Source organism: Caballeronia zhejiangensis, from assembly GCF_000698575.1.
Classification (GTDB): Bacteria; Pseudomonadota; Gammaproteobacteria; order Burkholderiales; family Burkholderiaceae; genus Caballeronia; species Caballeronia zhejiangensis.
In genome coordinates, this window is the sequence record NZ_JFHD01000001.1 from 223,827 (window position 1) to 236,824 (window position 12,998).

The 12,998-nt window shown below is 63.6% G+C and carries 12 protein-coding genes; 3 read left to right on the forward strand and 9 right to left on the reverse strand.

Going from position 1 to position 12,998, the window contains the following annotated elements; all coding sequences use genetic code 11:
* The first annotated feature begins 6 nt into the window (after positions 1-6).
* Positions 7-1,026 carry an alcohol dehydrogenase gene (locus tag BG60_RS01000; RefSeq protein WP_008346234.1) on the forward strand — a complete coding sequence of 340 codons (1,020 nt, stop codon included), beginning with the start codon at positions 7-9 and terminating at the stop codon, positions 1,024-1,026.
* A 39-nt stretch (positions 1,027-1,065) separates the two neighbouring features.
* Here BG60_RS01000 and BG60_RS01005 read toward each other — a convergent pair whose 3' ends face one another.
* The 8 genes from BG60_RS01005 to BG60_RS01040 all read right to left on the reverse strand — a co-directional run bounded on the left by BG60_RS01005 (position 1,066) and on the right by BG60_RS01040 (position 8,495).
* Positions 1,066-1,668, reverse strand: a complete 603-nt coding sequence (locus tag BG60_RS01005) for a dimethylsulfoniopropionate lyase (RefSeq protein ID WP_008346237.1) — start codon at positions 1,666-1,668, stop codon at positions 1,066-1,068.
* Between the two features lie 13 nt (positions 1,669-1,681).
* Positions 1,682-2,875 (reverse strand): M24 family metallopeptidase, encoded by a 1,194-nt coding sequence (locus BG60_RS01010; protein WP_008346239.1) that lies wholly within the window; start codon positions 2,873-2,875, stop codon positions 1,682-1,684.
* Positions 2,876-2,887: 12 nt separating this feature from the next.
* Positions 2,888-4,018 carry an FAD-binding oxidoreductase gene (locus BG60_RS01015; protein WP_008346241.1) on the reverse strand — a complete coding sequence of 377 codons (1,131 nt, stop codon included), beginning with the start codon at positions 4,016-4,018 and terminating at the stop codon, positions 2,888-2,890.
* A 101-nt stretch (positions 4,019-4,119) separates the two neighbouring features.
* Complete coding sequence (locus BG60_RS01020) at positions 4,120-4,668, reverse strand: GNAT family N-acetyltransferase (protein ID WP_008346242.1); 549 nt, start codon at positions 4,666-4,668, stop codon at positions 4,120-4,122.
* 28 nt (positions 4,669-4,696) lie between these two features.
* Positions 4,697-5,299 carry a helix-turn-helix domain-containing protein gene (locus BG60_RS01025; RefSeq protein WP_008346244.1) on the reverse strand — a complete coding sequence of 201 codons (603 nt, stop codon included), beginning with the start codon at positions 5,297-5,299 and terminating at the stop codon, positions 4,697-4,699.
* A 104-nt stretch (positions 5,300-5,403) separates the two neighbouring features.
* A complete protein-coding gene (gene glyA / locus BG60_RS01030; RefSeq protein ID WP_008346246.1) occupies positions 5,404-6,651 on the reverse strand; it encodes a serine hydroxymethyltransferase in 1,248 nt (415 codons plus the stop codon).
* Positions 6,652-6,795: 144 nt separating this feature from the next.
* Entirely contained in the window at positions 6,796-7,494 is a 699-nt protein-coding gene (locus BG60_RS01035; RefSeq protein WP_008346248.1) for a GNAT family N-acetyltransferase, read from the reverse strand.
* A gap of 113 nt (positions 7,495-7,607) precedes the next feature.
* A complete protein-coding gene (locus BG60_RS01040) occupies positions 7,608-8,495 on the reverse strand; it encodes an SDR family oxidoreductase (RefSeq protein ID WP_008346249.1) in 888 nt (295 codons plus the stop codon).
* 102 nt (positions 8,496-8,597) lie between these two features.
* Between BG60_RS01040 and BG60_RS01045 the strand changes: the two genes are divergently transcribed.
* Positions 8,598-9,419 (forward strand): helix-turn-helix transcriptional regulator, encoded by an 822-nt coding sequence (locus BG60_RS01045; RefSeq protein WP_008346252.1) that lies wholly within the window; start codon positions 8,598-8,600, stop codon positions 9,417-9,419.
* 4 nt (positions 9,420-9,423) lie between these two features.
* On the opposite strand, the gene BG60_RS01050 is transcribed toward BG60_RS01045, so the two are convergent.
* Positions 9,424-10,125, reverse strand: coding sequence for an SDR family NAD(P)-dependent oxidoreductase (locus BG60_RS01050; RefSeq protein WP_008346254.1), 702 nt, complete (start codon positions 10,123-10,125; stop codon positions 9,424-9,426).
* Positions 10,126-11,166: 1,041 nt separating this feature from the next.
* Here BG60_RS01050 and BG60_RS01055 point away from each other — a divergent pair.
* A complete protein-coding gene (locus BG60_RS01055; protein ID WP_008346256.1) occupies positions 11,167-12,939 on the forward strand; it encodes a ShlB/FhaC/HecB family hemolysin secretion/activation protein in 1,773 nt (590 codons plus the stop codon).
* Positions 12,940-12,998 lie beyond the last annotated feature (59 nt).

Consider the following 12,998-nt stretch of genomic DNA (forward strand, 5'->3'; position numbering starts at 1 on the left):
CAAGCGATGCCAACGATGCAGGCAGTGCAGGTAACGAAAGCGAATGGTCCGCTGGAAGTCGTCGAGCGCGATGTGCCGGAACCGCCCGCCGGACACGTGCTCATCAAGGTGCAGGCGTGCGGGATCTGCCACAGCGATTCGCTGACCGTCGAAGGACTCTGGCCGGGTCTGCAATTTCCGCGCGTGCCGGGACACGAGATCGCAGGCGTGATCGAGAAGCTCGGCGCGGACGTCGAAGGATGGGAAAAGGGTCAGCGCGTCGGCGTGGGCTGGCACGGCGGGCATTGTGGCCATTGCGAGCATTGCCGGCACGGCGACTTCGTGCTTTGCCAGCGCGCGCTGGTGCCGGGCATCAGCTATGACGGCGGCTACGCGGAATACATGGTGGCGCCGCAGGAAGCGCTCGCGCGTATGCCCGACGATCTCTCCGACGTCGATGCCGCGCCGCTTCTTTGCGCGGGCATCACCACGTTCAATGCGCTGCGCAACAGCGGCGCGCGAGCGGGCGATGTCGTCGCGGTGCTCGGCATCGGCGGGCTCGGTCATCTGGGCGTGCAGTTCGCGCGCAAGATGGGCTTCCAGACGGTGGCCATCGCGCGCGGACAGGACAAGGCGCCGCTCGCGAAGCAACTCGGCGCGCATCATTACATCGACAGCGAATCGCAGAACGTGGCCGACGCGCTCAAGGCGCTCGGCGGCGCGCGCGTGATACTCGCGACGGCGACGAGCGGCAAGGCGATGAGCGCGACCATCGGCGGGCTGGGGCTGAACGGCAAGCTCATCATGGTCGGGATATCGGAAGAGCCGGTCGAGGTGCCGATCACGCAGTTCATCATGGGGCGCAACTCGGTGCAGGGCTGGCCGTCGGGCACGGCGGCGGACTCGCAGGAAACGCTCGCGTTCAGCGCGCTGTCGGGCGTGAAGCCGATGATCGAGGAATATCCGCTGTCGCGCGCGGGCGAGGCGTATGAACGGATGATGAGCGGCAAGGCGCGGTTCAGGGTTGTGTTGACGCCGGGGAAGTGAGGTGAGCGAAGCCCCGCTGGGCGGGGCTTCGAAAGCCGCCTAATCCCCCTCCCTCGTCAACAGACACCAGATCGCGAAAAACGGCACATCACCCGACCGCATCGCGTGCGGATTATTCCGCACGTTATGAATCCCGCCGCCGATGCCCGGATCGCGCCATTCTCCGCCGTTCTGCCGAAACTCACCCGGCGTGAACAGCACATAAGCTTCCTCGGGCGGATGACTGTGATCCGGATAACGCGTATGCGGCAGCATCAGCGAAAAGCCCAGTTGCACGTCATAACGGCTCTCCGCGCCGCCGGGACCGCAGATCATGCCGTGCACGTGTGCATCGATATAGCCGTCGCTACCGTTCAGGCCCGATGATCGGCGCGACCAGCCGAGATCGGGTTCGAGCGCCTTGATCGCGCGCGCGGCGGTGCCGAAGCCGGTGTCATCGTCGATGAAAGGCGCGAGCGTCGCGTCGAGCCATTCGCATGCGGGATAGCGCGTGCGGTGCCGCGCGCCATCGTCGGATGGCGTCCGCAATCGCTCGAACACGCGCGCCGCGACGCGACGTCCCGCTTCCGGCAGCTTCTCCGATTGAAACAGCTTCTCCGCGATGGCGATGTAAGCCGCCACGTTCTGCGCACGACGATTCATGAAGCGCTCTCCGTCACAACCAGTCGGTCTCGAAGCTGCATGCCGTGAGCGGCACGCAGCCGTGCTCCGTAAGCACCACTTGTTCCTCCAGTTTCACGCCCTGACATCCGCCTTCCGCGCCGATATAGCTTTCGATGCACAGCGTCATCCCCGTTTCGAAGACGCCGTCATAGCCCGCGCTGTCCCAATCGACCTGATGCGCGATGGCCGGCGCTTCATCGACCATGCCGATGCCATGCGCGATGCAGCTATACCGGTTCTTCACGTACGGCGCGGGAATCTTCCACGCCTTCTCGGAGAACCCGCGATAGGTCATGCCCGGACGCAGCAGGTCCATGTTGAAATGCACCTGAGAATAAGCCAGTTCGTACAGCTTGCGTTGCTCGTCGGATGGACGCGTGTCGCCCACCGTCCAGGTGCGGGAAATGTCGGAGCAGTAGCCGTGCGGGCCGACCATGTCGGTATCGAAGGCAAGCAGTTCGCCGTTTTGCAGCACGCGCGACGAACATTCGCGCATCCACGGATTGGTGCGCTCGCCGGACGCGAGCAGCCGCGTCTCGATCCATTCGCCGCCGTGACGGATGTTCTCGAAGTGAAGATGCGCCCATAGCTCCTGCTCGGTCATGCCGGGCCGAAGCTCGCGACGCATCCGTTCGATACCGGCCTCGCACGCGCGCAGCGATTCGCCGATCAGCACGAGCTCGCCCGCCGACTTGATCGCGCGGGCGTCTTCCATCATCGCCTGACCGTCGAGCAAGGTAAGGCCGCGATTGACGAGCAGCGCCGAGCCGATCGGATCGAGCCGGTCGACCGCGAGCCGGCTGTCGCCGCGCGCGTGCGCGCGAAACACATCGACGATTTCGTTCGCCCACACTTCGGCGCGGCTTTCCGCTTCGTGGCCCGCGCTGAAATAAATCCAGCTCACCGCGCCGCGCATTTCGACGTTCAACTCGATGCCGTCCCAAACGTGCTCGCAGCTATGAAACTCCCACGCGACGATGCGGCCATCCGCGAACACCATGATGTAGCGCGACGGATTGCGCGCGGTCCATATCTGCATGTTGGACGTGTCCGTCGCATAGCGGATATTGACGGGGTCGTACAGCAGGATCGCGGGACATTCGTGTCGCTTCAATTGCGCAAGCACGCGCGCGAGCCGATAGGTTCTGACATCGCGCATCGTCCGCACCGGGTCTTCGACCGCCATGTGCGCGTCTCCTCACAGTTCCAGTACGAGGTCCGAAGTCGGACGGCTGCAGCACAACAGGCGAAATCCCTTCTGGACTTCCCTTTCGCGAATGCCGCCGTTGTGATTCATGTCGACGGTGCCTTCGAGCACCTTGGTCTTGCACGTCCCGCATATGCCCTGACTGCACGATGACGCCACCGCGACGCCCGCCTTCTTCGCCGCCGACAGCACCGTTTGCGATGCGTTCATCGTGAACGATTTCGACGAGCGCGACAGCTTCACGGTGAAGGTTTCCTGCGCAACGCCGGCTTCGTTCGGCGAAGGCGCGGGCGCGACGCCCGCACCGATATCGAAGCTTTCCTGGTGATAGCGCGCCGGATCGTGACCGCCTTCGCGAAGCAACGTCCGCACCGCGCTCATGTAGCCGGCCGGGCCGCACGTGAAGACCTCGCGCTCCAGATAGTCGGGCGCCCATTGCGACAGCAATTGCAGGCTGAGACGGCCGATCGGACCTTGCCACTGCGTCTCGTCGCCGATGCCTTCGCACACGAAGAACACGCGCAGGCGCGGCGAGAGCTTCGCGAATCGCGCGAGTTCATCGCGGAACACGATATCCGCAGGCGTACGCGCGCTGTGGATGAACACGATGTCGCGATCCAGCCCAAGGTCGATGCTCGCGCGCGTCATCGACATGAGCGGCGTGACGCCCGATCCCGCCGACAGATACAGCGATTTCCTCGCGGGCGCGACGCTCGGCGTGAAAGCGCCGGAAGGACCGTATGCACGCAGGTCGCTGCCGGGCTTCATGTTGTCGTGCAGCCAGTTGGACATCGTTCCGCCCGGCACGCGCTTCACCGTGATCGAGAGCAAAAACGGGCGCGTCGGTGCGGAGGAGATCGTGTAGCAACGCTCGACCGATTGCCCTTGCACCTTCGCCGACACCGTCATGAACTGGCCCGGTTCGAACCGCACGGGCAGGCCGTCGGCGGTGCGGAATTCGAAGCTCTTGATATCGTGCGTTTCGTCGACGACGCGGCAGCACGTCAGCGTCTGTTGCTCGCCGCTCGGCCATAGCTTGCCGCCATGTTCCCAGGTGACGACATCGGCGAGGCGATCGTCGAGATCGACCGCGGGAGCAAAAAATCTGTCGACTGAATTCATGGCGCGAAAAAGAGTGCGTTGGCGATGAGCGAAGTATTGGATCGCCCATAAACACCGTCAACGCGCTTTATTTTCCGCGTTCCATTACTTGATGTTATGCGTCAGCCGTCGACCGGCGCGACGGGCGTTTCGAGCTTGAGCTGATAGAACGCCGCATCCAGCCAGCGGCCGAATTTGAACCCGGCTTCGGTGATCGTTCCCGAATGCGTGAAGCCGAGCCGCGTATGCAGGCGGATGCTGCCCGCATTCGTCGCATCGACGCAGCCGACGAGCACATGCACTTGTGCTTCGCGCGCGCGCCGGATCAGTTCGCGCAGCAGCCGCTCGCCGAGCCCGAGGCCACGGCAATCGCGATGCACATAGACGCTGTGCTCCACGGTGTACTTGTAGGCGGGAAACGCGCGGAACGTGCCCCAGCTCGCAAAGCCCATGAGCTTGCCCGACGCATCGACGGCGCCGACAACCGGAAAGCCGCCCGCGCGTTTCGCGGCGAACCACGTCGACATGGCTTCGGCTGGGCGCGGCACGTAGTCGTACAGCGCGGTCGAGTTGACGATGGCTTCGTTCAGTATCTCGAGGATGGCCGGCGCGTGTTCGGCCTCGTTGCAATCGATGAGGCGCACGTCGTCGTGCGGATCGGTGGTGTTCATTCGATATCCGTTCAGGGCTGAAGATGAATCAGTTGGCGGACGCGTCGCCGATGGCGAGAATGTAGCGCGCCGCTTTCGAAGCCGGGTTGCTGAAGATGAGCGGGCGGTCGAGGCGCATCGCGAGGCAGTCGCCTTGCTGAAGCGCGTGAAGCTCGTCGCCGATCACGATGTCGATGCGTCCGCTCATCACCCAGACTTGCTGGTGCATGTTCGATTCGCGTCCGCCGGTTTCATACGCGACGCGCGCGCCCGGCGGAAAGTCCACTTCGACGAGCTGAAACGGCGACGGCCAGCCCGCAGGCGATAGATTGCGGCGCGTATAGCCGGATTCGGGATCGCGCCATTTCAATTGCTGGCGGCGCCGCGCGAGCGGTTGCGCGGGCGCGCCTTCCGCTTCCCCGCCGAAAAGGCTCGCGAGCGATACGCCCAGGCCCGCCGCGAGCTTGTCGAGCACGACGGCGGTCGGGCTGGCCGCGCCGCGCTCGATCATCGAGATCATCGAGCGGCTCACGCCGCAGCGCGCCGCGAGCGCGTCCAGCGTGTAGCCGCGCGCGGCACGCAACTCGCGGACGCGATCCGCGATGCGCTGGTTGATGTCGGCTTCAGCGGAAGGCTTGACGGTATCTAGCATAGTGGACGGAGTGTCCAATAAACTAGACGTCGATGTCAAGCGAAAGCGGGCTTCGCTGCACGAAGACAGCGAAGCCCGCCGATGACGCCTATAACCGGTTCAGATCAGCCGTACACGGGGAAGCGCTTGGTCAATTCCGCGACCTGCTGACGAACGCGTTCGAGGTTGCCCGCGTCTTCCGGGCTTTCGAGCACATCGGCGATCAGGTTGCCGACGATCTCCGCTTCCTTCGTGCCGAAGCCGCGCGTGGTCATTGCGGGCGAGCCGAGGCGCACGCCGCTCGTGACGAACGGCTTCTCCGGATCGTTCGGAATGGCGTTCTTGTTGACCGTGATGTGCGCGGCGCCCAATGCGGCTTCCGCGGCCTTGCCGGTGATTTTTTTCGCGCGCAGATCGACAAGCATCACATGGCTTTCCGTGCGGCCCGAGACGATACGCAGACCGCGCTTCACGAGCGTTTCGGCCAGCACGCGCGCGTTGTCGACCACGCGCTGCTGATATTCCTTGAACTCCGGCGACAGCGCTTCCTTGAACGCGACGGCCTTCGCGGCGATCACATGCATCAGCGGACCGCCTTGAATGCCCGGGAAAATGGCCGAGTTGATCTGCTTCTCGAACTCGGCCTTCATCAGAATGACGCCGCCGCGCGGGCCGCGCAGGCTCTTGTGCGTGGTCGTCGTGACGAAATCGGCGTGCGGCACCGGATTGGGATACACGCCCGCCGCGATCAGGCCGGCATAGTGCGCCATGTCGACCATCAGATACGCGCCGACGCTCTTCGCGATCTTCGAAAGACGCTCGAAATCGATCTTCAGCGCAAACGCCGACGCGCCCGCGACGATCAGCTTCGGCTTGTGTTCGTTCGCGAGTTGCTCGGCCGCTTCGTAGTCGATGTCTTCGGCTTCGTTGAGACCGTAGCTCACGACGTTGAACCATTTGCCCGACATGTTGACCGGCGAGCCGTGCGTAAGGTGGCCGCCGTGCGCGAGGCTCAGGCCCATGATGGTGTCGCCGGGCTTGAGCATCGCGAAGAACACGCCCTGATTGGCCTGCGAGCCGGAATTCGGCTGCACGTTCGCGGCTTCGGCGCCGAAAAGCTCCTTCACGCGATCGATCGCGAGCTGCTCCACCACGTCGACATATTCGCAACCGCCGTAATAGCGCTTGCCCGGATAGCCTTCCGCGTACTTGTTGGTGAGCTGCGAGCCTTGCGCGGCCATCACGGCCGGGCTCGTGTAGTTCTCCGACGCGATCAGCTCAATGTGATCTTCCTGGCGTCGGTTTTCATTCGTGATGGCCGCCCAGAGTTCCGGATCGACGTTTTCAACGGTGCTGGCTGCGCGATTGAACATGATGGTACCCATGTAAGAGAGAAGCGGGTTGCTGCGGGAACGCGTGACTGTCCCGTATTCCATCGAAAGCCGGCTCGCGCGGATAGAAGAATTACGACATTGCGCTGGAATGCGGGCACCTGCGCATTCGCCGCAAGTGAATGCTTATTTCATCGGGCGGCTGATTCGCATCAACGTGAACGCGTGACGCAGCTCGAAGCCGAGCCGTTCATACAGCGCGATGGCGCTTTCGTTGTGACTGAAGACATGCAGAAACGGCGTGTCGCCGCGCTCGCCGATTTCCTTGCGCAGGATGTTCATGAGCCGTCCGGCCAGGCCGCGTCCGCGGCAACGTTCATCGACGCACACCGCGCTGATCTCCACATGACCGTCGATGGCCATGCGCTCGCCCGCCATCGCGATGAGTTCGCCTTGCTCGCGAATCCCGATGTAGCGGCCCATTTCGCGCGTGCGCCTGCCGAACGGACCGGGTTTCGTGCGTTGCACGAGCGCGAGCATGGCGTCGATATCGGCAGCGCCGAGCGCGATCACGTCGCGGTCGTCGATGCTTTGCGTGAAACGCGACGTCGCGATCATCTGATGGATGGCGCCGACGCGCTCCGCGTGCAATGCGCCGATGTCCGCGAGCGCATCCGCCGACAGCATCGCGACGTGTTCGCCGGGTTGCAGCAGCGCGTGCAGCGCGCGCCAGGCATCGGGTGTATCGGAGGCGATGGCCCCGAACGGCGCGACATCCGGATGGAAACGCCGCGCGAGTGTGTCGCCGAGGCCGAGATGCGCCTGCTTCGTGGTCAGCGCGGTCCAGATCGGGCGGTCGAGTGCGGCGTGGGTCGGGCGGATCATATCGGCTCCGGTTGCGAAAGGTGATCGAATGCCGATCACTTTAGGCGAGTCGGAGCGTTCCGGCTATTGTCGGAAATGACAGTTTCGGGGGCATTTGCGCCAAACGAAACGCGTCAGGGGTAGCGGGCTTCGTCCAAATCGGCGATGAGCGTCGGGCCTGTCGGTTTCCATCCGAGGCGCGCCTGCGTCAGCGCGCTCGACGCGGGCATGTCCAGGCCGACGAACATCGCCATCCAGCCGAAATGCGCGGCTGCATCGTCCGGAGAAATCGACGTGACCGGCAGCTTCAGCCCGCGTCCGAGCGCTTCGGCAATCGCGCGGCTCGCGATGCCTTCCTCGCCGACCGCGTGATAACGCGCGCCGCTTTCCGCCTTCTCGACGGCGAGCCGGTAGAGCCGCGCGGCATCGGAGACATGGCCCGCCGGCCAGCGATTGCCGCCATCGCCCACATAAGCGACGACGCCCTTGTCGCGCGCAATGCCGATGAGCGGCGTGATGAGACCCTGCTTCAACGGATCGTGAACCTGCGGCAGTCTCACCACCGACACGTTGATGCCGGAATCGAGCAGCGTGTTCCCCGCCAGCTCGGACGCGATGCGCGGATTCGGATGGCGCGTGTTGAAGACGTCCTCGCGCGCCGGTTCGCCGTGCTCGCCGCTGCCCATGCCGGTGCCCGACGTGATGACGAGCGGACGATTCGTGCCCGCGAGCGCCGATCCGAGCGCGGCGATCGCGCGCTTGTCCTTTTCGCAGTTCTCGACGAAGCGCGAGAAGTCGTGATCGAAGGCCGTGTGGATGACCGCATCCGCCAGCGCCGCGCCGCGCGCGAGGCTTTCCGGATCTTCCAGCGTGCCGCGATGCACTTCGGCGCCGGCATCTTCGAGCGCCCGCGCGCCCGCATCCGAGCGCGTCATGCCGATCACCCGATGACCCGCGTTGATCAATTCGTGCACCAAGGCCGAGCCGATGAAGCCGGTCGCGCCCGTCAGAAAAATTCGCATGGTGAAGCTCCCTGGTCGAATGGCGCTCACTATCCAACGTTTTTTTATCCCGTTAAAGTAGTGACGTCATCCTATTAAAACGACTAACAGGGTTTCATATCCGTGGATACGGCCAGATCGCTCGGCGATTTTCTGCGCAGCCGGCGCACGCGTCTCGATCCGGCGAGCTTCGGTTTCGCCGGACGCCGCCGCACGCCCGGCCTGCGCCGCGAAGAGGTCGCCCAGCGCGCGAACATCAGTCCGACCTGGTACACGTGGCTGGAGCAGGGACGCGGCGGCGCGCCGTCGGCCGATGTGCTGGAGCGCATCTGCGGCGCGCTGTTGCTCACCGATGCCGAGCGCGAGCATCTCTTCATGCTCGGGCTGGGACGGCCGCCGGAAGTCCGTTACCGGTCCGCCGATGGCGTCAGTCCGCGGCTTCAGCGTCTGCTCGATTCGCTGCAGACGAGCCCGGCTATCGTCAAGACGCCGACGTGGGATGTCGTCGCGTGGAATCGCGCCGCGGCCGTCGTGCTGACCGATTACGGCACGCTGCCGCCCGGAGGGCGCAATATCCTGCGATTCCTGTTCCGCAATCCCGATGTCCGCGCGCGGCAGCACGACTGGGACAGCGTCGCGCGCTTCGTCGTCGGCGCGTTCCGGGCGGATGTGGCGCGCGCGGGGCTGGTGTCGGAAGTCGGCGAGCTCGTCGAAGAGCTTCGGCACGCGAGTCCCGAATTCGACGCGCTCTGGCGCGACAACGACGTCCACAGCCACGAAGAAGGCGGCGGCATCAAGCGTCTGATGCATCCGGCGCTCGGATCGGTCGAGCTGGAATATTCGGCGTTTTCCGTCGATGGCCGGCCGGATCTCGGCATGATCGTCTACACGCCCGTCGACCGCGCGATGGCCGAGCGGATCGGCCAGCTCGCCGCGAGCGCGTGACGCTTCAGAACTTCTCCACCCACGGCCGCAGCTCGATTTCCCACGTCCACGCGCTGCGATGCTGGCGCAGCACATCGAGATAGGTTTGCGCGATGGCGTCGGGATCGAGCGTGCTGTCCGGCGCGTCGGGCGGATCGGCGCGATGTTCGGCGCGCACGCCGCCGTCGATCACGAAATGCGCGACGTGAATGCCCTTCGGCGCCAGTTCGCGCGCGGCGCTTTGTGCGAGGCCGCGCAACGCGAACTTGCCCATCGCGAAGGGCGCGGACAGCGCGAAACCCTTGACGCCCGCCGTCGCGCCCGTCAGCAGGATCGCGCCTTTGCCGGCGGGAATCATGCGGCGCGCGGCCTGCTGGACGGCGTGAAACGCGCCGAGCGCCGAGACGGCGACAGCCTGCGCGACTTCTTCGGCATCGAGTTCCGCGATGGGTCCGCGCACGCGCCCGCTCGCGTTGTAGATGACGATTTCCGGCGCGCCGATGCGGGCTTCGGTCTGGGCGAAGAGCGTTTCGATCTGACCGGCATCGGATGCATCGACGGGTAGCGCGATGGCGCCGGTTTCATCGACGAGCGCCGCGAGCTTTTCGACATTGCGCGCCGCGATGACAACCGGAATGTTTTCGGCGCGCAGACGCCGCGTAAGAGAGCCGCTGATGCCTGGCCCGGCACCGACGATGAGGGCGCTGCGGTAGGGAAGTGTGCTCATGGTTTCACGCTCGGACGAGAGGTGGAACCGATGATAACTGGGGTGGGAAATCGGCGCGCGGACCGGCTGCTGCGGGGCTGTTTTTGATGAAAGTCGATGGGTTTCTCAGCGCGACGTGATCGTCCCTACATCCGGCGCGCTGACGAACGGTGGCACGCTCGCGGCGCAGCGGAATACGAGCGTCAATGCGGGCAGCGCAAGACCGATGCAGGTCATTGGCGCATCAGCAAAAAAGGGATTCTGACTCGGCAACGCGGCGCGTGTCGGACGTTGGTGATCTGAACATCGTCAGCGTGCAGGATGTGACCACGAGCAGCGCGCATCGGAGCAGCGCGGGCGGCGGGTTCACGATTCGTCAAGCGGAGGCAGCGCGAGCTTCGGCGCGCAGAACGCGTGTTGTATGCGCTTGATCGTGATCACGTAGATCCGTGATCACGGCCCTCGATGTCGCTGTACGTCAGCGTGCCAGTGTACTCAAGCTGTTCTGCGGTGCGTCCGCGGCACTTGCAATCACCGCGCCTTTCAGATCGATGTTGCCCTTCACATTGACGTTAAAGCCGCCTTCGCCGGCCAGAATCTCGGCCCGCTGATTGACCTACGCATAGTCGCCGTCGGCGTGACGCGCGAGGCCGAACCGCAGCCGACAGCACGACGGAATGACTCTCAACGTCTGACCCGTATTGAAATGGTCCAACGATAGTCACAATCTTTTTCTGATTGAATGGAAAGATCAGGAAAGGATTATTTACGGCCACGACGGAGACGGCGATAGTAAGAAGTTTCCGTCGGTCGTCCGAGAAGGCGAAGAAAAAGTAAAAGGACGGATCGTAGTTAATCAGAGCACGGCTCATTCACCGGGCCGGGTTCAGGCGCTCATGAGCGTCGTTCATGGTGATGACGACGCTCTCTCCACGTCCGACACACGCATCAGCAGCGGCGTTCTGCTCGGCCTTGGTCGGGTAAGTCGCTCGGGTTTGGCGTATGGATGTTGTCGCCGCCCGCGACGGTTTTTTTGTTCCATTCAGACCTAGAAGTTAGTTGATGATTTACCGAAAAAGGCTTGCGGCTCTGTCGTTCACAGCCCTGATGTCGCTCGCAGCAAATGCGCAGCAAATTCCATTCACAGACGAAGCCGCCGCCGCGCGCGCGAATGCGATACAGGATCAGCAAATCCAGCAACAACGCGAGGCACAGCAACGCGAATCGGCGATTCGAGCGCCGGCCGTGCGCTCGGAAATCCCTGACGAAAAGCGATATCCGTTGCTTCCTTCAGAGACGCCGTGCTTTCGCATCGACGCCTTCGAGCTCGATGTGCCGCAAACGCTGCCCGAGCCGATTCGGAAGCAGGGCGCATCATCGCTGCCGCTCGATCCGTTCGCGTTCGCCCGCGAGTGGCTCGACCACTACAAAGGTCAATGCATCGGCAAGGACGGCGTGAACGTACTGACCAAGGCGCTTCAGCAGGCAATCCTGAGCCGCGGACTGATCACGACGCGTGTGCTGCTGCCCGAACAGGACCTGTCGACCGGCACGCTCAAGTTCGCTCTGATCCCCGGCGTGATCCGCGAATTGCGCTTTGCCGATCCCAACACGTCGGGCACATGGAAGACCGCTTTTCCGGCGCGTCCCGGCGACGTGCTGAACCTGCGCGATCTCGAGCAAGGCCTCGAGCAGATGAAGCGCGTCGCGAGCCAGGACGTCGACATGAAGGTCGATCCGACCAGCTCGCCCGGTGAGAGCGATGTCGTCATCACCGTCAAGCGCGCCAAGCCTTGGACGTTCGTCGCCTCTGTCGACAACTCCGGCAGCCGTGCAACCGGCAAGTGGCAAGGCAACGTCAGCCTGGGCATCGACAATCTTCTTGGACTGAACGACATCCTGAGCGTAGGCGCGAATCAGGACCTGTACTTCGACGACAAGACTTTGGGCTCGCACGGCTTCAACGGTTCCTACTCGATCCCATGGGGCTATTGGACCGCGACGCTGTATGGCAACACGAACACTTACTATCAGCAGATCGCCGGTGTGAATCAATCGTTCGTGTCGAGCGGCAATTCGCAGAGCGCGGGGCTCAAACTGCAGCGCGTGCTGCGCCGCAGCCAGAGCGACGTGCTCAGCAGCTATATGCAACTCTCGAAGCGCTTCGGTGCGAGCTTCATCGAAGACACGGAGATCGGGCTACAGCGACGCAACAATACTTTCCTCGAACTGGGACTGACCGATCGACATTACTTCGGCGGTGCACAGTTCGACGCGACATTGGCGTATCGCCAAGGCATCGGTGGTCTGGGCGCGAGACCCGATCCGGAACCGGATCCTTACTCCATATCCACGCGCGCACCGACCTACCGCTTCAAGATGGCCGTGCTCGATATGAACCTGTCGATGCCGTTTGCCGTTGCGAAGCAAAGCTTCCGCTACGTGACGACCGTACACGGGCAATACACCAACGATCAGCTTTACTACATCGACGACCTGACGATCGGCAGCCGCTACACCGTGCGCGGCTTCGACGGCGAACAAATGTTGGCCGCAGAAAAAGGCTTCTACTGGCGCAACGAATTGCAGATGCCGATCGGACAGACGCGCCAGTCGCTCTACGTCGGCGTGGATTACGGTCGCGTGTTCGGCCCGAATACCGAGTTTCTCGCGGGCACGCAGCTCGTCGGCGCGGTGATCGGCGTTCGCGGCGGCATTCCGTCGAAGTACGCTGGGTTCAGCTATGACTTCTTCGCGGGCACGCCGATTTACAAGCCGTCTTCACTCGAGACATCGCGCGTGACGGTCGGATTTCAGATGACCGCGCAATTCTGACGCGCGATCGACCTCGGGCTGCATTGCATGGTCAAGACACTGCGGCCCAAATAACAAAG